At 34.7% G+C, this 20,296-nt stretch carries 29 protein-coding genes; 25 read left to right on the forward strand and 4 right to left on the reverse strand.

Going from position 1 to position 20,296, the window contains the following annotated elements:
- Window positions 1-44: 44 nt before the first annotated feature.
- The 4 genes from rlmB to MG292_RS05365 all read right to left on the reverse strand — a co-directional run bounded on the left by rlmB (window position 45) and on the right by MG292_RS05365 (window position 6,116).
- Complete coding sequence (rlmB, locus tag MG292_RS05350) at window positions 45-779, reverse strand: 23S rRNA (guanosine(2251)-2'-O)-methyltransferase RlmB (protein WP_264533740.1); 735 nt, start codon at window positions 777-779, stop codon at window positions 45-47.
- A gap of 84 nt (window positions 780-863) precedes the next feature.
- Window positions 864-1,112: a hypothetical protein gene (locus MG292_RS05355; RefSeq protein ID WP_264533739.1), complete on the reverse strand. Its 249-nt coding sequence runs from the start codon at window positions 1,110-1,112 to the stop codon at window positions 864-866.
- Between the two features lie 273 nt (window positions 1,113-1,385).
- Entirely contained in the window at window positions 1,386-2,852 is a 1,467-nt protein-coding gene (locus MG292_RS05360) for a SusD/RagB family nutrient-binding outer membrane lipoprotein (protein ID WP_264533738.1), read from the reverse strand.
- A gap of 3 nt (window positions 2,853-2,855) precedes the next feature.
- On the reverse strand, window positions 2,856-6,116 hold the full coding sequence (locus MG292_RS05365; RefSeq protein WP_264533737.1) for a SusC/RagA family TonB-linked outer membrane protein: 3,261 nt from the start codon (window positions 6,114-6,116) through the stop codon (window positions 2,856-2,858).
- Between the two features lie 371 nt (window positions 6,117-6,487).
- On the opposite strand from MG292_RS05365, the gene rpsL reads away from it, so the two are divergent.
- The 25 genes from rpsL to secY all read left to right on the forward strand — a co-directional run bounded on the left by rpsL (window position 6,488) and on the right by secY (window position 20,295).
- On the forward strand, window positions 6,488-6,871 hold the full coding sequence (gene rpsL / locus MG292_RS05370) for a 30S ribosomal protein S12 (protein WP_007136570.1): 384 nt from the start codon (window positions 6,488-6,490) through the stop codon (window positions 6,869-6,871).
- 69 nt (window positions 6,872-6,940) lie between these two features.
- Entirely contained in the window at window positions 6,941-7,417 is a 477-nt protein-coding gene (rpsG, locus tag MG292_RS05375; protein WP_264533736.1) for a 30S ribosomal protein S7, read from the forward strand.
- Between the two features lie 10 nt (window positions 7,418-7,427).
- Window positions 7,428-9,584, forward strand: a complete 2,157-nt coding sequence (fusA, locus tag MG292_RS05380) for an elongation factor G (RefSeq protein WP_264533735.1) — start codon at window positions 7,428-7,430, stop codon at window positions 9,582-9,584.
- Window positions 9,585-9,595: 11 nt separating this feature from the next.
- Window positions 9,596-9,901 carry a 30S ribosomal protein S10 gene (gene rpsJ / locus MG292_RS05385; protein ID WP_007803605.1) on the forward strand — a complete coding sequence of 102 codons (306 nt, stop codon included), beginning with the start codon at window positions 9,596-9,598 and terminating at the stop codon, window positions 9,899-9,901.
- Window positions 9,902-10,061: 160 nt separating this feature from the next.
- Window positions 10,062-10,679 carry a 50S ribosomal protein L3 gene (gene rplC / locus MG292_RS05390; RefSeq protein ID WP_264533734.1) on the forward strand — a complete coding sequence of 206 codons (618 nt, stop codon included), beginning with the start codon at window positions 10,062-10,064 and terminating at the stop codon, window positions 10,677-10,679.
- A complete protein-coding gene (gene rplD / locus MG292_RS05395) occupies window positions 10,679-11,308 on the forward strand; it encodes a 50S ribosomal protein L4 (RefSeq protein WP_264533733.1) in 630 nt (209 codons plus the stop codon). The genes rplC and rplD overlap by 1 nt, the downstream gene beginning before the upstream one ends.
- A gap of 8 nt (window positions 11,309-11,316) precedes the next feature.
- Complete coding sequence (gene rplW, locus MG292_RS05400) at window positions 11,317-11,607, forward strand: 50S ribosomal protein L23 (RefSeq protein WP_264533732.1); 291 nt, start codon at window positions 11,317-11,319, stop codon at window positions 11,605-11,607.
- A 9-nt stretch (window positions 11,608-11,616) separates the two neighbouring features.
- Window positions 11,617-12,441: a 50S ribosomal protein L2 gene (rplB, locus tag MG292_RS05405; RefSeq protein WP_264533731.1), complete on the forward strand. Its 825-nt coding sequence runs from the start codon at window positions 11,617-11,619 to the stop codon at window positions 12,439-12,441.
- A gap of 7 nt (window positions 12,442-12,448) precedes the next feature.
- Window positions 12,449-12,727 (forward strand): 30S ribosomal protein S19, encoded by a 279-nt coding sequence (gene rpsS / locus MG292_RS05410; RefSeq protein WP_264533730.1) that lies wholly within the window; start codon window positions 12,449-12,451, stop codon window positions 12,725-12,727.
- 5 nt (window positions 12,728-12,732) lie between these two features.
- Complete coding sequence (rplV, locus tag MG292_RS05415; protein WP_264533729.1) at window positions 12,733-13,143, forward strand: 50S ribosomal protein L22; 411 nt, start codon at window positions 12,733-12,735, stop codon at window positions 13,141-13,143.
- Window positions 13,144-13,148: 5 nt separating this feature from the next.
- A complete protein-coding gene (rpsC, locus tag MG292_RS05420) occupies window positions 13,149-13,901 on the forward strand; it encodes a 30S ribosomal protein S3 (RefSeq protein ID WP_264533728.1) in 753 nt (250 codons plus the stop codon).
- A 19-nt stretch (window positions 13,902-13,920) separates the two neighbouring features.
- Complete coding sequence (gene rplP / locus MG292_RS05425) at window positions 13,921-14,346, forward strand: 50S ribosomal protein L16 (RefSeq protein ID WP_264533727.1); 426 nt, start codon at window positions 13,921-13,923, stop codon at window positions 14,344-14,346.
- A gap of 12 nt (window positions 14,347-14,358) precedes the next feature.
- Window positions 14,359-14,550 carry a 50S ribosomal protein L29 gene (rpmC, locus tag MG292_RS05430; protein ID WP_264533726.1) on the forward strand — a complete coding sequence of 64 codons (192 nt, stop codon included), beginning with the start codon at window positions 14,359-14,361 and terminating at the stop codon, window positions 14,548-14,550.
- Window positions 14,551-14,567: 17 nt separating this feature from the next.
- A complete protein-coding gene (gene rpsQ, locus MG292_RS05435; RefSeq protein WP_264533725.1) occupies window positions 14,568-14,825 on the forward strand; it encodes a 30S ribosomal protein S17 in 258 nt (85 codons plus the stop codon).
- Window positions 14,826-14,827: 2 nt separating this feature from the next.
- Window positions 14,828-15,196, forward strand: a complete 369-nt coding sequence (gene rplN, locus MG292_RS05440; RefSeq protein ID WP_007803649.1) for a 50S ribosomal protein L14 — start codon at window positions 14,828-14,830, stop codon at window positions 15,194-15,196.
- An 11-nt stretch (window positions 15,197-15,207) separates the two neighbouring features.
- Window positions 15,208-15,522, forward strand: coding sequence for a 50S ribosomal protein L24 (rplX, locus tag MG292_RS05445; protein WP_264533724.1), 315 nt, complete (start codon window positions 15,208-15,210; stop codon window positions 15,520-15,522).
- Window positions 15,523-15,524: 2 nt separating this feature from the next.
- Entirely contained in the window at window positions 15,525-16,076 is a 552-nt protein-coding gene (rplE, locus tag MG292_RS05450) for a 50S ribosomal protein L5 (RefSeq protein WP_264533723.1), read from the forward strand.
- A 3-nt stretch (window positions 16,077-16,079) separates the two neighbouring features.
- Window positions 16,080-16,349 (forward strand): 30S ribosomal protein S14, encoded by a 270-nt coding sequence (gene rpsN, locus MG292_RS05455; protein ID WP_264533722.1) that lies wholly within the window; start codon window positions 16,080-16,082, stop codon window positions 16,347-16,349.
- A gap of 74 nt (window positions 16,350-16,423) precedes the next feature.
- Entirely contained in the window at window positions 16,424-16,822 is a 399-nt protein-coding gene (gene rpsH / locus MG292_RS05460) for a 30S ribosomal protein S8 (protein ID WP_264533721.1), read from the forward strand.
- 19 nt (window positions 16,823-16,841) lie between these two features.
- The gene (gene rplF / locus MG292_RS05465) at window positions 16,842-17,384 is read left to right on the forward strand and encodes a 50S ribosomal protein L6 (protein ID WP_264533720.1); all 543 of its coding nucleotides are present in this window, start codon (window positions 16,842-16,844) and stop codon (window positions 17,382-17,384) included.
- Window positions 17,385-17,395: 11 nt separating this feature from the next.
- Window positions 17,396-17,746 carry a 50S ribosomal protein L18 gene (rplR, locus tag MG292_RS05470; protein ID WP_264533719.1) on the forward strand — a complete coding sequence of 117 codons (351 nt, stop codon included), beginning with the start codon at window positions 17,396-17,398 and terminating at the stop codon, window positions 17,744-17,746.
- 5 nt (window positions 17,747-17,751) lie between these two features.
- On the forward strand, window positions 17,752-18,276 hold the full coding sequence (gene rpsE / locus MG292_RS05475) for a 30S ribosomal protein S5 (protein ID WP_024981522.1): 525 nt from the start codon (window positions 17,752-17,754) through the stop codon (window positions 18,274-18,276).
- A 12-nt stretch (window positions 18,277-18,288) separates the two neighbouring features.
- On the forward strand, window positions 18,289-18,471 hold the full coding sequence (gene rpmD, locus MG292_RS05480; protein WP_264533718.1) for a 50S ribosomal protein L30: 183 nt from the start codon (window positions 18,289-18,291) through the stop codon (window positions 18,469-18,471).
- A gap of 11 nt (window positions 18,472-18,482) precedes the next feature.
- Window positions 18,483-18,935 carry a 50S ribosomal protein L15 gene (gene rplO / locus MG292_RS05485; RefSeq protein ID WP_264533717.1) on the forward strand — a complete coding sequence of 151 codons (453 nt, stop codon included), beginning with the start codon at window positions 18,483-18,485 and terminating at the stop codon, window positions 18,933-18,935.
- Window positions 18,936-18,948: 13 nt separating this feature from the next.
- Window positions 18,949-20,295, forward strand: a complete 1,347-nt coding sequence (gene secY / locus MG292_RS05490) for a preprotein translocase subunit SecY (protein WP_264533716.1) — start codon at window positions 18,949-18,951, stop codon at window positions 20,293-20,295.
- Window position 20,296 lies beyond the last annotated feature (1 nt).

Here is a 20,296-nt window from a genome sequence, read left to right on the forward strand (position 1 = left end):
TTGAGTAGTGTTAGAATTTAAATTTTATGTGTTTGTTTTTAATTCTAACTTCTTTGTCTTACCGCTTCGTATAGGAAGGCGCCACAAGCTACCGACACATTTAATGATCCGATTGTCCCGAACATTGGTAATTTTGCTTTTTCATCTACAATTTTTAATACCGATGGATTGATTCCTCGGTCTTCTGATCCCATGATGATGGCTACGGGTTCGTTTAGTGCAATGTCGTAGATATTTTGTTCTGTTTTTTCGGTAGCGGCTACGGTTTTGATTCCTGAACTTTGAAGATAAAAGATAGCGTCTTTAATGTGTTCTACTTTACAAATAGGCACATTGAATACGGCACCGGCAGATGTTTTTACAGTGTCTCCATTTACGGGAGCAGAACCTGCTTTTTGAATGATGATACCATTTACACCAGTACATTCGGCAGTTCTAATAATAGCACCAAAATTACGCGCGTCCGAAATTTGATCCAAAATTAAAAATAAGGCTTTTTTACCCGATTCCATGGTGGATTCTACTAAATGTTCCAATTCCATAAAACCGATAGGAGAGATGCTTGCAACTGCTCCTTGGTGGTTGTTAGGGGTTAAACGGTTTAGTTTTTCTACAGGAACGTAGGAAAAATTAATATTAGCACGTTTCATTACCTTCATTAAATCCTTCATTAGTTCGCCTGCAATTTCTTTTTGAATGAAGACTTTGTCTACTGCAGCTCCCGCTTGTATAGCCTCGATTATGGCCCGTATTCCAAATATTATATTTTCTTTTTCCATAACGCAAAGATATAAAAAAACCATCCCTTTTGGATTCAAAGGAATGGTTTGTTCAATATGTTTTTTTAAATAGTGTCTATATGATTACTTTAATAAAATAGTCGCATATAATCCCAGTATCATTAGGGCAAGTGTTATAAAAACACCTAACATCCATCTTGACTGTTCTTTGAATCCTTTTTCTAAATCTTTTCTTGTTGCCAAGTGACGGGTGTTGTATTCTATATTTTTTTCTATCTTTTGTTCAATGTAAGCAGTTAGACTTTGTGCCGTTTCTTTCCCTACCTTTTCTGATAATAAAGAATATAATTCGGTTATTGTTATTGTGCTCATAGCTTTAATTTTATAATAAATTATACAGATGACAATTTGTAATTAAAAGATATAAAAATAAAGTAGTTTAAACTAGTTTACCATTATGATTTTAAAAGAATTGTATTGGGATTTTTTGAGAATAGGTTTAAGTTTGTTGTAATTCCAGTTTGTATGGGCTCTCAATAATAGCCCGTATTCCAAATGGAATTTTTTCTTTTTCCATAACGCAAAGATACAAAAAAAAACCACCAGCCAAAGGCTGATGGTTTCTGATCAAATTATGAAGATAAATTAGAATTTATCCCAGAATAATTTTGTAGTTAAGTTATTTCCACCAATTGCAGTGATAGCAGCAGTGACATTAGCTGTATTTAATGTTTGCTCTTTTGCAGGGTAAGAATAACGAACAGGAACAGATGTTAATCCGTTATAAGCTCCAGCTGGCGCAGCTAATACAGGGAAGTCTAATCTTCTGTATGAAGTCCATGCTTCAAATCCTCTGTTATAAAGAGCAATCCAAGCTTGTTCTCCAATTTTTTGTTTGTAAGTACCAGTTGCAGTAGTATAAGCCACATCAGTTCTTGCTAAATAAGTAGTAATATCTGCCGCGGCAACACCCCAATTTTGCATAGAAGCTGTAATGCCTGCATTGTAATGAGATTCTGCAGTTCCTGATATAGTAGCTCCTTTTTCAACAGCTTCTGCTAATAGGAATTCTACTTCTGTGTAATCTAAAAGAGTACCTGGTAAAGTAGGGTCTTCAATAGTAGCACTCACATGTGAATTACTGCTATACGAATTTCCAGTTCCATATGTACCACCTTTATATGTTCCATTAGATGCTAGAGTGAAATATTTTTCTCTTCTTGGATCAGCTAATGTGTTCATTTTGTTTACTAGTGTATTTGCTGGAACAAAATCGTGTCTTCCACTAGCAACTAAATCAACATATAATGGATTAGTATTTGGTTGTGTAGATAGGTATTTGAAATTAGCATTATCTGAAGCATTCATTATAACTCCAGCTGTAACTGCAGCCTCAACTTGAGCTTTACCATAAGTAGGTTCTGCATCATAAATGTTTACAGCTAAACGTAATCGCAATGTATTAGCGAATTTTTTCCATTTTACGACATCACCACCATATACTAAATCAGCGCTTCCAAAACTTTCAGCACTTGAAGATAAGTTAGAAACATCTGAAGTTAATCTAGATATTAAATCTTTGTAGATTGTTTTAGCGTCATCGTAAACTGGCTGTGGATGATTCTCTAAGTCTAATGCTTGTGTATAAGGAACATTTCCAAATGTATCTACTAATATACTGTATGTATATGCAGTTAATATATCTATCACGGCTAATTTGTTTTTTCTAACTAACTCTTTAGCTGCTTTTTCTGCTGTAGTACCTACATATACTTCGGCAGATAAAATTGTTTTAGATTCTTTTAAGTCTCTTAATACATCTCTATAAAGTACCGTAAAGTGATTGTCAGGGATACTTCTAGTTGTTATATTATATTGACTTTCATCTGGATATGTTGTTTCTGTCCAATGTTGTGCAAATAATCGAAACACATTGTAATTAACAGATGTACTAACCATTTGATCGGCTAAATTTTTCTGTGCATTTGTGAATAAATACTCTGGTTTCGTTGAAGTAGCTTCTTTTTTTAGTTCATTTAAACCTGTAATATCATCTGTACATGACGATATAGCCAGTGAAATAAACGTTATGAATAATACTATCTTTTTCATAATTTAAAATTTAAATGTTAAGTTACAACCGATATTTCTAGTTGTTGGTAATGAACCTACAGAGTATCCAGATGCTAAATTTCCTGAAGCTAAACCACTTTCAGGGTCAGCATCTGGAAGGTTTTTATGAATAATCCATAAGTTAGAACCTACTATACTAAATTTCATAGCAGTAAGTTTTAACTTGGAAGTAATAGAACTTGGTAAGTTATATGAAATGTTAACCTCTCTTAATTTAATGAATGATGCATCATAGATAAATGCAGCATTAGGTGCTCTTCTATAACCTGAAATATTTCCGTATTGATTAGGAGCTGCTGTTCTCACCGTGTTTGGAGTACCGTTGGCTTGAACACCAGGTAAAATTACCCCTCCTCCATTAGCGATAGTATTACGAACAGGGTTTCCTAATTCATTGTTGCCAGCAGTTACTACAGAAAGTCCAGTAGCTAGCCCATATGATTGGTCAAGCGAGAACATATCTCCCCCTTTTTGCATATCAATCAAGAAACCTAAAGATATATCTTTATAAGTAAAATTATTTCTTACCCCTCCTGTCCAGTCTGGAGTAATGTTTCCAATTACATTGTTAGTTGAGGTATTAATTACATATCGACCTAGTGTGCTTACAACTTTTTGACCGTTTAAATAAGTGTAATCAGTTCCTTTAATAGTTCCATATGGTTGACCTACTTGCGCATTAATTGTTACACCACCTTGGAAACTTCCTAATTGTAAATTTGATATCCCCTCAGTTAAACTAATAACTTTATTTTCATTTTTAGCCCAGTTTACAAAAATATCCCAAGAAAAGTCATTTGTTTTTATTGGAGTTAAATTAATTTGTACCTCAAGACCTTTATTTTCAATTTCACCAGCATTTACATATCTATTTGAGTAACCAGTTGCTGTAGAATAAGATACTGGAAAAATTTGTCCAGAACTTAATGTTTTATATGCGGCAACATCAAAACCAATTCTTCTGTTTAAGAATTGCATTTCTAATCCAATTTCTTTTGTACTTGATTTAACAGGTCTTAAGTCAGGATTGCTTTTTGTTGATGCTACAGAATACATATGTTCTGATTCGTATGAAGTTGTTCTTGGATAAGTATCTACTAATGCTTGTGAAGGTGATCCAAGAGGACTTTCAGCTATATTAGCTCTTAATTTACCGAATGATAACCATGGCTTGTTAATAGTTTTGGTAAACACATAACTTGCAGAAAGAGAGTTTGTAAGTAATGAGTTATTTCCTGCAGGTAATACTGAGAAAGCATCACGTCTTACTGTACCGTCTAAAAATAAGAAATCTTTGTATCCAAAGGAAGCAGATCCATAATAAGAGTTTACTCCTGTATTTGTTTCACTATCTAGAGGATATGGCACAGTTGAGGCAGAATTATTCAAACTATAAAGTTCAGGAACTACAAGTCCTCCTTGTGTTGATGCTAATTCTGAAACAATTCTAGATCTGTTTATAGTACCTCCAGCAACTCCATTGAATGTAAAGCTATCATTGATGTTTTTCTTAAACGTTAAGAAGAAATCATAGTTTTGCTCTGAAAAATTTCTAGAGTATCTTTGGTAACCTGATCCTTCATCCAATCTGTTGATTCCAAAAGTTCCAGCAGTAGATCCGTTAGCTCTTCTTTCTTCACGTAGTTCAGAATATGTGTCTGTAGATACACGACCTGTAGCTGTTACCCAGTCAGCAATTTTGTAATCTAATTTTGCATAACCCGTAAAACGGTTTCTTTCGTCAGATTGGTAGTTTTTGTATCTTGTAAAATATGGGTTGTCCCAGTAAATTGGCTGTAAGTCAGTAGGATCTGCCCAGTTCCAAGTAACGTTTTGACCTCCTGATCTTTCGTAAACTTGTTTTAATTCCTGAACATCAACATTAGTTTGCCACCATTGACGGAATTGTGTCATGATGTTATCACTATAACCTGTTGAGTTTCTACCTACTGTAGTTTGCGCAGTATAACTAGCAAATGAGGATACTGATAATTTATCAGTTAATTGGTGATTAAATTTTAAACTTAAACTATTTTTCTTCAATTCAGAATTTGGCATAATACCATTTTGTTTGAAGTTATTAAAGTTTAAAACGAAATTAGATTTATCATTTCCGTCTTCTAATGAAATTGAGTTATTTACAGAAAGTGGTGATTCAAAAAATGTTATTGGACCATTTTTAGCAGCTACCCATGGAGTTGCTTTACCAAAATTATCAGAATATGGAGTGAATGCATTCCAGTTATAAACCATTTTGTTTGGATCATAAGCTGCACCATAAGAAGCGTCTTCAGAAGTAGGTACTACTAAGTCATCAACACCATCACCATTAATATCTCTTGATAAGAACATTCCTGAAGCGTCTTCGTAATACGGGCCATAACCAGCACCATATTTATCTTGATATTTAATGAAAGTAGATTTATCGATAGAACCAGTTACTAATTCAGAAGAAACAGTAATTCCTAATCCTTTTTTCGCTTTCCCTTTTTTGGTTGTAATCATTAAAACACCATTTCCAGCTTGGTATCCGTACAAAGCCGATGCTGCAGCTCCTTTTAATACGTTAATAGTTTCAATGTCGTCTGGATTGATGTCCATTGCGTTGTTACCGTAATCGTAAGTAGGTCCTGCTCCAGTAGTTTGAGATCCAGTACTTGAGTTAATGTTAGAGTTATTAACTGGTACACCATCAATTACTACAAGCATTTGATTATTACCTGTAAGATTTTTAATACCACGTGATACAATATTAGTAGAACCACCAAAGTTGTTGTTTCTTCTAATTTGAACTCCAGCTACTTTACCAGATAATTCATTGAAGAAGTTTCCGCTTCCAGCTCCTGAAACAATGTCGGCTCCTTTGATTTCTTGAGTAGCATATCCAAGAGATTTTTTTTCTCTTTTAACACCCAGTGCAGTTGTTACAACAGCACCCTCAAGTTCAATTGCTGTACTAGCTAGTTTTACATTAATACTAGTTGAGCTAGCTTTAACTTCTTGGCTTGTCATACCAATGTAGCTAAATACTAAAGTTTGGCTTGGTGCCACTTTGATAGAGTATTTTCCATCAAAATCAGTTTGCGTTCCAGTTTTTGTTCCTTTAACCAATACGCTTACCCCTGGAAGAGGTAGTCCTGTATTGTCAGAAACAGTTCCTGAAACGGCTCTTTCTTGCGCAAATGTTATTTGCGTCACTAATGCTAATAAAAGCATTAAGAATCCATTTAATTTTAGTTTCATTTTTAATTATTTTGAATTAGTGAAGCAAAAATCTTAATTATTTGTTAACTTTCCTAATATTCTTTGTTGTTTTTTATGCGTGCATCTAAAATTTAACATTTTAACAGAAGTAGTTTCGGATGTTATAAATCTGCTTTTATTTGATTTTATTTCCTTTTTCTTTTTAGTTTTTCGGCTGAAAGTTCCTTTAATAGTGTGTTTTTTGAAAAGAGCAAGTGCTTTTAAAAGACTTAAAATAACATTAAAAATCGCTAGTTATTTAAATATATTGAAAATTAATCATTTATGGTTTGTTAAGTTTAAAATATTTTATAAATTTGCAACCCCGTAAAAAGCGGGAATTAAATAAATAAGTAATTTTAGTATTAATTATGCCAACAATTCAACAATTAGTAAGAACAGGAAGAACTCAGATAACTAAGAAGAGTAAATCGGTTGCTTTAGATTCTTGTCCTCAAAGAAGAGGGGTTTGTACGCGTGTTTACACTACTACACCAAAAAAGCCAAATTCTGCAATGCGTAAAGTTGCGCGTGTGCGTTTGACTAATGGTAATGAAGTGAATGCTTACATTCCTGGAGAAGGACACAATCTACAAGAGCACTCGATAGTATTAGTTAGGGGTGGAAGGGTAAAAGATTTGCCAGGAGTTAGGTATCACATCGTTCGTGGAGCACTTGATACATCAGGTGTTGCTGGTAGAACGCAAAGAAGATCTAAGTACGGAGCAAAACGCCCAAAAGAAGCAAAAAAGTAATTTAAAACGCTGTAATATATAATAGGTATTCTTTATTATATAAGTATAGTATTTAATTAAAAAAAAGACATGAGAAAAAGACAGGCTAAAAAAAGACCTCTTTTACCAGACCCAAGGTTTAATGACCAATTGGTTACGCGTTTTGTGAATAACTTAATGTGGGATGGTAAAAAATCAACCGCTTTCAAAGTTTTTTATGATGCAATCGATATTATAGAGACTAAAAAGCAAGATGCAGAAAAATCTGCTTTAGAAATTTGGAAAGATGCATTAACTAATGTGATGCCACACGTAGAGGTGCGTAGTCGTAGAGTTGGTGGAGCAACGTTTCAAATTCCAATGCAAATCAGACCAGATAGAAAAATTTCTATGGCAATGAAATGGTTGATTTTGTATTCTAGAAAGAGAAATGAGAAATCAATGGCTCAAAAATTGGCTTCAGAATGTTTAGCTGCGGCTAAAGAAGAAGGGGCTGCTGTTAAGAAAAGAATGGATACTCACAAAATGGCAGAAGCAAATAAAGCCTTCTCTCACTTTAGATTTTAATTCATAAGAAATGGCTAGAGATTTAAAATATACAAGAAATATAGGTATTGCGGCTCATATTGATGCTGGTAAAACAACAACAACTGAGCGTATTTTATTCTACACCGGAAAATCACATAAAATTGGTGAGGTGCATGATGGTGCTGCTACCATGGACTGGATGGCACAAGAGCAAGAAAGAGGTATCACAATTACTTCTGCTGCAACAACTTGTGAGTGGAGTTTTCCAACTGAACAAGGTAAGTTATTACCAGATTCAAAACCGTACCACTTTAATATTATTGATACTCCTGGACACGTTGATTTTACTGTAGAGGTAAATCGTTCGTTACGTGTATTAGACGGTTTGGTATTTTTGTTTAGTGCTGTTGATGGTGTTGAGCCTCAATCAGAAACTAACTGGAGATTAGCAGATCAATATCGAGTGCCTCGAATGGGGTTTGTAAACAAGATGGACCGTCAAGGTTCTAATTTCTTGGGTGTTTGTCAGCAAGTTAAAGATATGTTGAAGTCTAATGCAGTTGCAATTACATTGCCAATTGGAGACGAGGCAGATTTTAAAGGAGTAGTTGATTTAGTTAAAAATCAAGCTATTGTATGGCATGATGCTACACAAGGTGCTACCTTTGATATTGTAGATATTCCTGCTGATATGGTGGATGATGTAAAAAAATACAGATCTATCCTTATTGAAGAAATTGCTACCTATGATGAGAGTCTTCTTGATAAATATATGGAGGATGAAAACTCAATTACAGAAGAAGAGATCAACAATGCGTTGCGTGCTGCAACTATTGACATGGCAATTATTCCTATGATTGCTGGGTCTTCTTTCAAAAATAAAGGAGTTCAATTCATGTTAGATGCAGTATGTAAATATTTGCCATCTCCATTAGATAAAGAAGGTATTGAGGGAATTCATCCTGATGATGCTGAATTATTAGAAGAAGATCAAACTAAAATCGTGCGTCGCCCTGATGTAAAAGAGCCTTTTGCAGCTTTGGCATTTAAAATTGCTACTGACCCTTATGTAGGTCGTTTGGCATTTTTCCGTGCTTATTCAGGTCGTTTGGATGCAGGTTCTTATATTTTGAACACTCGTTCAGGGAATAAAGAACGTATCTCTCGTATCTACCAAATGCACGCGAATAAACAAAATCCGATCGAATATATTGAGGCTGGAGATATTGGAGCTGCAGTTGGATTTAAAGATATCAAGACAGGGGATACTATGTGCGATGAAAAACATCCGATTATTCTTGAATCAATGAAATTCCCTGATCCTGTAATTGGTATCGCAATTGAGCCTAAAACTAAAGCTGACGTTGATAAAATGGGAATGGCTTTGGCTAAATTAGCTGAAGAAGATCCTACGTTTACTGTTAGAACTGATGAGGCTTCAGGTCAAACCATTATCTCAGGAATGGGAGAGTTACACTTGGATATTCTTGTAGATCGTATGAAACGTGAATTCAAAGTAGAAGTAAACCAAGGTGAGCCTCAAGTAGAATACAAAGAGGCATTTACTAAGTCAGCACAACACAGAGAAGTTTACAAAAAACAATCTGGAGGTCGTGGTAAATTTGGAGATATTGTTTTCCGTTTAGAACCTGCTGATACTGTTGATGGTAAAGCGCCTGTTGGATTACAGTTTGTAAATGAAGTAAAAGGAGGAAACGTTCCTAAAGAATATATTCCTGCTGTTGAAAAAGGTTTCAGAGAAGCTATGAAAACAGGGCCATTAGCTGGTTATACTGTAGATAGTTTGAAAGTAACTTTGTTAGACGGTTCGTATCACCCAGTGGATTCTGATGCTCTTTCATTTGAATTGGCTGCTAGAATGGGTTATAAAGAAGTAGCGAAAGCTGCTGGTGCGGTTATCCTTGAGCCTATTATGAAAATTGAAGTGATTACTCCTGAAGAAAATATGGGAGATATTGTTGGAGATTTGAATAGAAGAAGAGGTCAAGTTAATGACATGGGAGATAGAGCTGGAGCTAAAACTATTAAAGCAAGTGTTCCTTTGTCTGAAATGTTTGGTTATGTAACTACATTAAGAACATTGTCATCAGGTAGAGCAACTTCTACTATGGAATTTTCACACTATGAACAAACTCCTTCTAATATTTCAGAAGAAGTGATTAAAAAAGCAAAAGGTAACGCTTAATTTTTAAGAAAATGAGTCAAAAAATCAGAATAAAACTAAAATCTTACGATCATATGTTGGTGGATAAGTCTGCTGAGAAGATTGTAAAAACGGTTAAAACTACTGGTGCAGTTGTAACAGGTCCAATTCCATTACCAACTCACAAAAAATTATTCACAGTTTTACGTTCTCCACACGTTAATAAAAAAGCTAGAGAACAATTTGAAGTGATGTCATATAAGAGATTAATTGATATTTATTCTTCTTCATCTAAAACTATTGATGCTTTAATGAAACTAGAATTGCCTAGTGGGGTTGAAGTAGAAATCAAGGTATAATACCTGAATTTTTGAAATAGAAGGACGTTTCGTTTAAGCGAAAAAACATTTTTTGGAATATCTGCAAATAAGTTTTACTTTTGCACCTCGTTTTTAAAAAATAGTATTCGCTTAAGCGAAAGTTCTATATTTATATTTAATAATTAATAATTAATATTTTATGTCTGGGTTAATTGGTAGAAAAATCGGCATGACTAGTATTTTCGATGAAAACGGGAAGAATATTCCTTGTACAGTAATCGAAGCTGGGCCATGTGTTGTTACCCAAGTCAGAACCAAAGAGGTTGACGGGTATGAAGCGTTGCAACTTGGTTTCGATGACAAAAATGAGAAACATTCCACTAAAGCGGCTGTAGGTCACTTTAAAAAAGCAGGAACTGTTGCTAAGAAAAAAGTCGTTGAATTCCAAGATTTTGCAACTGAACAAAAATTAGGAGATCTTATTGATGTTACTATTTTTGAAGAAGGAGAATTTGTAGATGTACAAGGTGTATCTAAAGGTAAAGGTTTTCAGGGTGTTGTTAAACGTCACGGTTTTGGTGGTGTTGGACAATCTACTCATGGTCAACACAATCGTTTAAGAGCGCCAGGTTCTGTAGGAGCTTCTTCTTATCCATCTAGAGTATTCAAAGGAATGCGTATGGCTGGAAGAATGGGAGGAGAAAATGTAAAAGTTCAAAACCTTAGAGTTTTAAAAGTAGTGGCTGATAAGAACCTACTTATTGTTAAAGGATGTGTTCCTGGGCATACTAACTCTTATGTAATCATTCAGAAGTAATGGAAGTAAAAGTATTAGATTTCAACGGAAAAGATACTGGAAGAAAGGTTCAGCTTTCTGATTCAGTATTCGCAATTGAGCCAAACAATCATGCTGTATATCTTGATGTTAAGCAATATCTTGCTAATCAAAGACAAGGTACTCATAAGTCAAAAGAAAGAGCTGAAGTAGCTGGAAGTACACGTAAGATTAAAAAGCAAAAAGGAACTGGTACTGCTCGTGCGGGTAGTGTAAAGAATCCTTTGTTTAAAGGAGGAGGAACTGTTTTTGGTCCAAGACCAAGAAGTTATTCATTCAAATTGAATAAAAACTTGAAACGTTTGGCTAGAAAATCAGCTTTCTCAATCAAAGCAAAAGAATCCAATATTATTGTTTTGGAGGATTTTAATTTTGATACTCCAAGCACTAAAAATTTCATTAATGTTTTGAAAGCTTTAGGGTTAGAGAATAAAAAATCTTTGTTTGTGTTGGGTGATTTAAATAAAAATGTATATTTGTCGTCACGCAATTTGAAGGCTTCTAATGTTGTAAGTAGCTCAGAATTAAGCACTTACGCCATCTTAAACGCTAATAATGTAGTGCTTTTTGAAGGTTCTTTAGAAGGAATTGAAGAAAATTTAAGTAAATAAATAGGAAAATGAGTATCATAATCAGACCTATAGTAACTGAAAAAGTGACCAAAGAGAGTGAAGTTTTGAACCGATTTGGATTTTTTGTTAACACAAAAGCAAACAAAGTTGAGATTAAGAAAGCTGTTGAAGCTGCTTATGGTGTAACTGTTGTGAGTGTTAATACAATTAATGTTAGACCGGATAGAACTGCAAAATACACTAAAAGTGGTTTAATCAGTGGAAAAACAAATGCTGAAAAGAAAGCATTTGTGCAAGTAAAAGAAGGAGAATCAATTGATTTTTACAATAATATCTAATAGAGAACAATGTCAGTTAGAAAATTAAAACCTATTACCCCGGGTCAGCGTTTTAGAGTTGTGAATGGTTATGACGCCATTACAACTGATAAGCCGGAGCGCTCTTTGATAGCACCGATAAAAAACTCAGGAGGTAGAAATAGTCAGGGAAAGATGACCATGCGTTATACGGGTGGTGGTCACAAGCAGAGATATCGTATTATTGATTTTAAACGTGCTAAAGTAGGAGTTCCTGCTACGGTTAAATCTATCGAATACGATCCAAATCGTACTGCATTTATTGCTTTGTTAGCTTATGCTGATGGAGAGAAAACGTATGTAATTGCTCAAAATGGATTGAAAGTGGGTCAGAAATTAGTTTCTGGTCCAGATTCTCAACCAGAAATTGGTAATGCATTACCTTTAAGTAAGATTCCTTTAGGAACTGTAATTTCATGTATTGAGTTACGTCCAGGTCAGGGAGCTGTTATTGCTCGTTCGGCTGGTACTTTTGCTCAATTAATGGCAAGAGATGGTAAGTATGCCACAATTAAAATGCCTTCAGGAGAAACAAGATTGATCTTGTTAACTTGTTCGGCTACAATTGGAGCGGTTTCTAATTCTGATCATCAATTAGTTGTGTCTGGTAAAGCAGGTAGAACAAGATGGTTAGGAAGAAGACCTAGAACAAGACCTGTTGCAATGAACCCTGTTGATCATCCAATGGGAGGTGGTGAAGGACGTTCTTCTGGAGGACATCCACGTTCAAGAAACGGAATGCCAGCTAAAGGTTATAGAACTCGTTCTAAGAAAAACCCGAGTAATAAGTATATCGTAGAACGTAGAAAGAAATAATTGAGATATGGCACGTTCATTAAAAAAAGGACCTTTCGTTCACTATAAATTAGATAAGAAAGTTCAAGAAAATATAGAAAAAGGAAATAACGGAGTAGTAAAGACATGGTCTAGAGCTTCGATGATTACTCCAGATTTTGTTGGGCAAACAATCGCAGTTCATAACGGACGTCAGTTTGTACCTGTTTACGTTACAGAAAACATGGTAGGTCACAAGTTAGGAGAATTTTCACCAACACGATCTTTTAGAGGTCACGCTGGAGCAAAAAATAAAGGTAAAAAATAGAAGCAATGGGAGTTCGTAAAAGAGAAACAGCAGATGCAAGAAAAGAGGCTAATAAGTCACTGGCTTTTGCAAAATTGAATAACTGCCCTACTTCACCTAGAAAAATGCGCTTAGTTGCGGACTTGGTAAGAGGTCAGAAAGTGGAAAGAGCACTTAATATTTTAAGATTTAGCTCAAAAGAAGCTTCAAGAAAATTAGAGAAACTATTATTATCTGCTATCAATAACTGGGAGCAAAAAAATAGTGAAGGTAATGTTGCTGAAGCAGGCTTATTTGTAAAAGAGATCAGAGTTGATGGTGGTATGATGTTGAAAAGACTTCGTCCAGCTCCACAAGGTCGCGCACATAGAATTAGAAAACGTTCTAACCACGTAACAATCGTGTTGGGAGCTATTAATAACACACAAAGCAATTAATAAAGATGGGACAAAAGACAAATCCAATTGGAAATAGACTTGGTATCATCAGAGGATGGGACTCTAACTGGTATGGTGGAAATGATTATGGCGATAAATTAGCCGAAGATCATAAAATCAGAAAGTATATCCATGCTCGTTTATCAAAAGCTAGTGTATCAAAAGTAATTATTGAGAGAACTTTAAAACTTGTAACCGTTACTATCACTACTGCTAGACCTGGTATTATTATTGGGAAAGGTGGTCAAGAGGTAGACAAGTTGAAAGAAGAGCTTAAGAAAATTACTGATAAAGAGGTTCAAATTAACATTTTTGAAATCAAAAGACCAGAACTAGATGCTTATTTAGTTGCAACAAGTATCTGTCGTCAAATTGAGAGTCGTATTTCTTACAGACGAGCTATTAAAATGGCTATTGCTGCTTCAATGCGTATGAACGCAGAGGGTATCAAAGTATTGATTTCTGGTCGTTTGAATGGGGCGGAAATGGCGCGTTCAGAAGGTTTCAAAGAAGGTAGAATTCCTCTATCAACTTTCAGAGCTGATATTGACTATGCTTTGGCAGAAGCTCATACTACTTATGGTAGAATGGGAGTTAAAGTATGGATCATGAAAGGAGAGGTTTATGGTAAGAGAGATCTTTCTCCACTAACTGGAATGGATAAAAAACAATCTAGTGCTGGAGGTAAAGGAGATTCATCTCGTGGTAAATCAAACTTCAACAAAGGGGGTAAACCTGATGCTCGTAAAAGAAAGTAAATTTTTAAATTAAAAAAAAATGTTACAGCCTAAAAGAACAAAATACCGTAAGGTACAGAAAGGTAAAATGAAAGGTAACTCTCAAAGAGGGCATGAACTTTCAAATGGAATGTTTGGTATTAAATCTGTACATGAAACAGGAATGTTCTTAACCTCTCGTCAAATCGAAGCAGCTCGTATTGCAGCTACTCGTTATATGAAGAGAGAAGGACAGTTGTGGATTAAAATATTTCCAGACAAACCAATCACTAAGAAACCTCTAGAAGTACGTATGGGTAAAGGAAAAGGAGCAGTTGAATATTGGGCTGCTGTTGTTAAACCCGGAAGAATTATGTTTGAGGTTGGAGGAGTTCCTTTGTCAGTTGCTAAAGAGGCATTACGTCTTGCAGCGCAAAAACTTCCAGTAAAAACAAAATTCGTTATTGCGAGAGATTTCGAAGCATAATCTAATTATATTATGAAACAATCAGAAATAAAAAATCTTTCTGCAGCGGAGTTGCAAGAAAAACTTAGTCAAACTAAGAAAGTTTATGCTAATCTAAAATTGGCTCATGCTATTTCACCAATTGAAAATCCTCTACAAATAAGAACTGTAAGAAGAACAATTGCAAGATTAGCTACTGAGCTTACAAAAAGAGAGTTACAATAATTGTAATCTGCTGAAAGATGGAAAAAAGAAATTTAAGAAAAGAAAGAATTGGTGTTGTTACTTCTAACAAAATGGAGAAATCTATTGTTGTAGCTGAAGTACGTAAAGTAAAACACCCATTATACGGTAAGTTCGTGTTGAAAACAAAAAAATACGTTGCGCACGACGAAACAAACGACTGTAACATTGGAGATACTGTAAGAATTAGCGAGACGCGTCCTTTGAGTAAATCTAAATGTTGGAGATTAGTTGAAATCATTGAAAGAGCTAAATAATTATGGTACAACAAGAATCAAGACTAAAAGTAGCAGATAACACAGGAGCTAAAGAAGTTTTAACTATCCGTGTTTTAGGAGGTACCAAAAGAAGGTATGCCTCTGTTGGTGACAAGATTGTAGTTTCTATCAAAGATGCAACTCCAAACGGAAACGTTAAAAAAGGAGCTGTTTCAACTGCAGTTGTTGTACGTACCAAAAAAGAAGTGAGAAGAGCCGACGGTTCATATATCAGATTTGATGATAACGCATGTGTATTATTGAATGCTGCTGGTGAAATGAGAGGTACTCGTGTTTTTGGTCCGGTGGCAAGAGAACTTCGTGAAAAACAATTCATGAAAATTGTATCATTAGCACCAGAAGTGCTTTAATTCGTTATAAGATGATAAAGCTAAAAATAAAATCAGGTGACATAGTAAGAGTTATCGCAGGAGACCATAAAGGTGCCGAAGGTAAAGTATTGCGTGTATACCGTGAGAAGAACAAAGCGATCGTTGAAGGTGTAAACATGGTTTCAAAACATACAAAACCAAGTGCTAAAAACCCTCAAGGTGGTATCGTTAAAAAAGAGGCTTCTATTCAAATTTCAAACATTGCTTTGATTGATCCTAAAACTAAGGAAACAACTAGAGTAGGTATCAGAGTAGAAGGAAATAAGAAAGTGAGATTTTCAAAAAAATCTAATCAAGTACTATAGTGATGGCATATACACCTAGACTAAAAGAAGAGTATAAGAACAGAGTAATTGCTGCTCTTAAAGAAGAATTCGGATATACAAACGTAATGCAAGTTCCAAAATTGGAAAAAATCGTTTTGAGCCGTGGAGTTGGTGCTGCTGTATCTGATAAAAAATTAATTGACTACGCAGTTGATGAATTGACAAAGATTACAGGACAAAAGGCAGTTTCTACAATTTCTAAGAAAGACGTTGCGTCTTTTAAATTGAGAAAAGGAATGCCAATTGGAGCAAAAGTAACCCTTCGTGGAGAGAGAATGTATGAGTTTTTAGATAGACTTATTACTTCTGCTTTACCACGTGTTAGAGATTTTAATGGTATCAAAGCTACTGGATTTGATGGAAGAGGTAATTATAACCTTGGCGTATTAGAGCAAATCATTTTTCCAGAGATTGATATTGATAAAGTTAATAAGATTGCAGGTATGGATATTACTTTTGTTACTACTGCAAAAACCGATAAAGAAGCAAAATCGTTATTGGCTGAATTAGGATTACCTTTTAAAAAGAATTAAGACATGGCTAAAGAATCAATGAAAGCCCGCGAGGTGAAAAGACAAAAAACGGTAGCGAAGTATGCTGAGAAAAGAAAAGCTTTGTTAGAAGCTGGAGATTTCGTAGGTTTGCAAAAATTACCAAAAAATGCTTCACCTGTTCGTTTACACAATCGTTGTAAATTGACTGGAAGACCAAGAGGATATATTCGTCAATTTGGAATTTCACGTGTAACGTTTCGAGAAATGGCTAACAACGGGTTAATTCCTGGAGTTAAAAAAGCCAGCTGGTAATATAAAGAATTATAAATTGGTTTTAGGTTCGATGGCAAAGTGCTATCGAAAACCAAAACCGCAAATTAATACATATGTATACAGATCCAATTGCTGATTATTTGACGCGAATCCGTAACGCTGTGGCTGCAAACCATAAAGTTGTGGAAATTCCTGCATCTAATCTAAAGAAAGAGATTACAAAGATCTTATTTGATCAAGGGTATATCTTAAGTTACAAATTTGAACAAAATACGGTTCAAGGTTCTATTAAAATCGCTTTAAAATATGATAAAGAGACTAAAGAGCCTGTAATTAAAGATATCCAAAGAATTAGTAAACCAGGTTTACGTAAATACGCAGGTGCTTCCAAAATTCCAAGAATTCTTAATGGATTGGGGATTGCTATTGTTTCTACTTCTAAAGGTCTTATGACTGGGAAACAAGCTAAGCAATTGAATGTAGGTGGTGAAGTAATTTGTTACGTATACTAATATTAAAGACTAGATTAAGATGTCAAGAATAGGTAAAAATCCAATTGTAATCCCTGCTGGAGTAACTGTAGAAGTTGCAGAAGGTGTTGTTACAGTAAAAGGAAAGAATGGTCAACTATTGCAGGAGTTTTCGGACGTAACTGTAAAAGTTGAAGACGGTCAAGTTCAAGTTGAAAGATCGTCTGATCAGAAAGACCAAAGAGCAAAACATGGTTTGTATAGATCATTAATCAATAATATGATTACAGGTGTATCTACTGGTTTTACTAAAGAATTGGAGTTGGTTGGGGTAGGTTATAGAGCTTCAAACCAAGGTCAAAAATTAGATTTAGCTCTTGGATATTCACATAATATCATTTTAGAAGTTGCTCCAGAAGTTGTTGTGGAGACTATTTCTGAAAAAGGTAAAAATCCAATTGTGAAATTAACATCATTTGACAAACAACTTTTAGGTCAAGTTGCTGCGAAAATTAGAAGTTTCCGTAAGCCAGAACCATACAAAGGAAAAGGTGTTAAATTCGTAGGTGAAGTATTAAGAAGAAAAGCAGGTAAATCAGCTTAAAAAATAAGATTATGTCATTAACAAAATCTGATAGAAGACAGAGAATTAAATTCAGAATTAGAAAGATTGTTAGCGGTACTGCTGCTAAACCTAGACTTTCTGTGTTTAGAAGTAACAAAGAAATTTATGCTCAATTAATTGACGATGTAAATGGAGTTACTTTATTAGCTGCCTCTTCAAGAGAAAAAGAAATAGGTAAAGGTACAAACGTTGAAGTTGCTGCAGCAGTTGGAAAACTAGTTGGAGAGAAAGCGTTAAAAGCCGGTATTGATACAGTAACTTTCGATAGAGGAGGTTATTTATATCACGGTCGTATTAAATCATTAGCAGAAGGCGCGAGAGCTGCTGGACTTAAATTCTAATAAGTATGTCTAATAAATACAAAAATATAGAGTTGGTAAAACCTAGTGGTCTTGAATTAAAAGATCGTTTGGTTAGTGTAAATCGTGTTACTAAGGTTACAAAAGGAGGTAGAGCTTTTGGTTTTTCTGCTATTGTAGTTGTAGGTGATGAAAACGGTGTTGTTGGTCACGGATTAGGAAAATCTAAAGATGTATCTGAAGCTATTGCAAAAGCAGTAGAAGATGCCAAGAAAAATTTAGTACGTATTCCTTTGAATGGACAGTCAGTTCCTCACGAACAAAAAGGTAAATTTGGAGGTGCACGTGTATTTTTAATTCCTGCATCTCATGGTACAGGAGTTATTGCTGGAGGAGCTGTTCGTTCAGTTCTTGAATCAGTTGGAATTCACGATGTATTGTCTAAATCTCAAGGATCTTCGAATCCACATAACGTGGTAAAAGCAACTTTTGATGCTTTGTTACAAATGAGAAGTGCTCATACAGTAGCAAAACAAAGAGGAGTTTCTTTAGAAAAAGTTTTTAAAGGTTAATAACAGGAAATTATGGCTAAATTATTAGTAAAACAAGTTAGAAGCAAAATTAACTGTCCTCTTTCACAAAAGAGAGGTTTAGAAGCTTTAGGTTTACGTAAAATGGGACAAGTTGTAGAGCATGATTCAAATCCTGCAATCCTTGGTATGATAAATAAAGTTAAACACTTAGTTTCCGTTGAGGAAGTTAAATAAGAATTATAGTTATGAACTTAAGTAACTTACAACCTGCTGAAGGTGCTACGCATAATCAAAATAAAAGATTAGGTAGAGGAGAAGGTTCCGGTAAAGGCGGTACAGCCGCTAGAGGACACAAAGGAGCTAAATCTCGTTCTGGTTATTCTAAAAAGATTGGTTTTGAAGGAGGTCAAATGCCACTTCAAAGACGTGTGCCTAAGTTTGGTTTCAAAAACATCAATCGTAAAGAATATGAGGGTGTTAATTTAGATACACTTCAATTATTAGTTGATAATGGAATGGTTACAGATACTGTAGATATGTCAGTATATGTTGCAAATCGTTTGGCTACTAAAAATGAAATCGTTAAGATTTTAGGTAGAGGCGAATTAAAAGCAAAATTAAAAGTAACTGCTCACAAATTTACTGCGACTGCAAAAGCGGCAATTGAAGCTGCTGGTGGTGAAGCGGTAACATTATAATTTTTCAATTAAGATGAAGAAATTTATTGAATCAATAAGTAATGTTTGGAAAATCGAAGAGTTAAAGAATCGTATTCTTTTAACTCTTGGTTTACTTTTAATCTATCGTTTTGGAGCGCATGTTACGTTGCCAGGGGTTGATGCTACACAATTAAGTGGTCTAGCAGGACAAACCAAACAAGGGATTGGTTCTGTTTTGGATATGTTTACTGGTGGAGCTTTCTCTAAAGCATCTGTTTTTGCTTTAGGAATTATGCCTTATATTTCTGCCTCCATTGTGGTTCAGTTAATGGGCATTGCTATTCCTTATTTGCAGAAGCTTCAAAGTGATGGTGAAAGTGGAAGAAAAAAAATCAATCAAATTACTCGTTGGTTAACAATTGGAATTACTTTACTTCAAGGTCCTACTTATATTTACAATTTATACAGAACATTACCGAGTAATGCCTTTTTATTAGGGTTTAATTCTTTTGAGTTTTTGTTTTCTTCTGTAATTATCTTGACTACCGGTACTATTTTTGCTATGTGGTTGGGAGAAAAAATCACAGATAAAGGAATTGGTAATGGTATTTCATTGTTAATTATGGTGGGTATTTTGGCTCGTTTACCACAAGCTTTTATTCAAGAATTTACTACCAGAGTTACGAATAATAATGGAGGTCCAATGTTATTGGTGATTGAAATTATTGTTTGGTTGTTAGTAATTATTTCTTGTGTATTGTTAGTGATGGCGGTGCGAAAAATACCAGTACAGTATGCACGTCGTACGTCAACAGGTGATTATGAACAAGATGCTATTGGTGGTAGTAGACAATGGATTCCTTTGAAGCTTAATGCTGCAGGAGTTATGCCAATTATCTTTGCCCAAGCAATCATGTTTATTCCCGCTGCTGTAGCAGGATTATCTAAATCAGATGCATCTCAATCTATTGTTGGTGCTTTTAGTAATATGTTCGGTTTTTGGTATAATTTTGTATTTGCTACTTTGATAGTAGTATTTACTTTCTTTTATACAGCAATTACGGTTCCTACTAATAAAATGTCTGATGATTTGAAAAGAAGTGGTGGATTTATTCCAGGGGTAAAACCAGGAGTAGAAACTTCCGATTTTCTTGATAAAGTGATGTCTTTAATTACTTTCCCAGGGTCTTTATTTCTTGCTTTAATCGCTGTGTTCCCAGCAATTGTTGTAAGCGTTATGGATGTTCAACAATCTTGGGCAATGTTTTTTGGAGGTACCTCTTTAATTATTATGGTTGGAGTTGCTATCGATACCATACAACAAATTAATTCCTACTTGTTGAATCAACATTATGATGGTTTAATGAAAACAGGTAAGAATAGAAAAGCAATAGCTTAAG

The sequence above is a fragment of the Flavobacterium keumense genome (assembly GCF_029866485.1).
GTDB classification, from domain to species: Bacteria; Bacteroidota; Bacteroidia; order Flavobacteriales; family Flavobacteriaceae; genus Flavobacterium; species Flavobacterium keumense.

Coding starts and splice junctions, on each gene's coding strand:
- MG292_RS05355 (WP_264533739.1), bottom strand. CDS start 1,112: ATGAGCACAATAACAATAACCGAATTATATTCTTTATTATCAGAAAAG.
- rplP (WP_264533727.1), top strand. CDS start 13,921: ATGTTACAGCCTAAAAGAACAAAATACCGTAAGGTACAGAAAGGTAAA.
- rplO (WP_264533717.1), top strand. CDS start 18,483: ATGAACTTAAGTAACTTACAACCTGCTGAAGGTGCTACGCATAATCAA.
- rpmD (WP_264533718.1), top strand. CDS start 18,289: ATGGCTAAATTATTAGTAAAACAAGTTAGAAGCAAAATTAACTGTCCT.
- rlmB (WP_264533740.1), bottom strand. CDS start 779: ATGGAAAAAGAAAATATAATATTTGGAATACGGGCCATAATCGAGGCT.
- rplC (WP_264533734.1), top strand. CDS start 10,062: ATGTCTGGGTTAATTGGTAGAAAAATCGGCATGACTAGTATTTTCGAT.
- rplN (WP_007803649.1), top strand. CDS start 14,828: ATGGTACAACAAGAATCAAGACTAAAAGTAGCAGATAACACAGGAGCT.
- rplW (WP_264533732.1), top strand. CDS start 11,317: ATGAGTATCATAATCAGACCTATAGTAACTGAAAAAGTGACCAAAGAG.
- rpsC (WP_264533728.1), top strand. CDS start 13,149: ATGGGACAAAAGACAAATCCAATTGGAAATAGACTTGGTATCATCAGA.
- rpsJ (WP_007803605.1), top strand. CDS start 9,596: ATGAGTCAAAAAATCAGAATAAAACTAAAATCTTACGATCATATGTTG.
- rpsG (WP_264533736.1), top strand. CDS start 6,941: ATGAGAAAAAGACAGGCTAAAAAAAGACCTCTTTTACCAGACCCAAGG.
- rplR (WP_264533719.1), top strand. CDS start 17,396: ATGTCATTAACAAAATCTGATAGAAGACAGAGAATTAAATTCAGAATT.
- rplF (WP_264533720.1), top strand. CDS start 16,842: ATGTCAAGAATAGGTAAAAATCCAATTGTAATCCCTGCTGGAGTAACT.
- rplD (WP_264533733.1), top strand. CDS start 10,679: ATGGAAGTAAAAGTATTAGATTTCAACGGAAAAGATACTGGAAGAAAG.
- rpsE (WP_024981522.1), top strand. CDS start 17,752: ATGTCTAATAAATACAAAAATATAGAGTTGGTAAAACCTAGTGGTCTT.
- rplE (WP_264533723.1), top strand. CDS start 15,525: ATGGCATATACACCTAGACTAAAAGAAGAGTATAAGAACAGAGTAATT.
- rpsS (WP_264533730.1), top strand. CDS start 12,449: ATGGCACGTTCATTAAAAAAAGGACCTTTCGTTCACTATAAATTAGAT.
- rpsL (WP_007136570.1), top strand. CDS start 6,488: ATGCCAACAATTCAACAATTAGTAAGAACAGGAAGAACTCAGATAACT.
- rplV (WP_264533729.1), top strand. CDS start 12,733: ATGGGAGTTCGTAAAAGAGAAACAGCAGATGCAAGAAAAGAGGCTAAT.
- MG292_RS05365 (WP_264533737.1), bottom strand. CDS start 6,116: ATGAAACTAAAATTAAATGGATTCTTAATGCTTTTATTAGCATTAGTG.
- rpsH (WP_264533721.1), top strand. CDS start 16,424: ATGTATACAGATCCAATTGCTGATTATTTGACGCGAATCCGTAACGCT.
- secY (WP_264533716.1), top strand. CDS start 18,949: ATGAAGAAATTTATTGAATCAATAAGTAATGTTTGGAAAATCGAAGAG.
- MG292_RS05360 (WP_264533738.1), bottom strand. CDS start 2,852: ATGAAAAAGATAGTATTATTCATAACGTTTATTTCACTGGCTATATCG.
- rpsN (WP_264533722.1), top strand. CDS start 16,080: ATGGCTAAAGAATCAATGAAAGCCCGCGAGGTGAAAAGACAAAAAACG.
- rplX (WP_264533724.1), top strand. CDS start 15,208: ATGATAAAGCTAAAAATAAAATCAGGTGACATAGTAAGAGTTATCGCA.
- rpsQ (WP_264533725.1), top strand. CDS start 14,568: ATGGAAAAAAGAAATTTAAGAAAAGAAAGAATTGGTGTTGTTACTTCT.
- fusA (WP_264533735.1), top strand. CDS start 7,428: ATGGCTAGAGATTTAAAATATACAAGAAATATAGGTATTGCGGCTCAT.
- rplB (WP_264533731.1), top strand. CDS start 11,617: ATGTCAGTTAGAAAATTAAAACCTATTACCCCGGGTCAGCGTTTTAGA.
- rpmC (WP_264533726.1), top strand. CDS start 14,359: ATGAAACAATCAGAAATAAAAAATCTTTCTGCAGCGGAGTTGCAAGAA.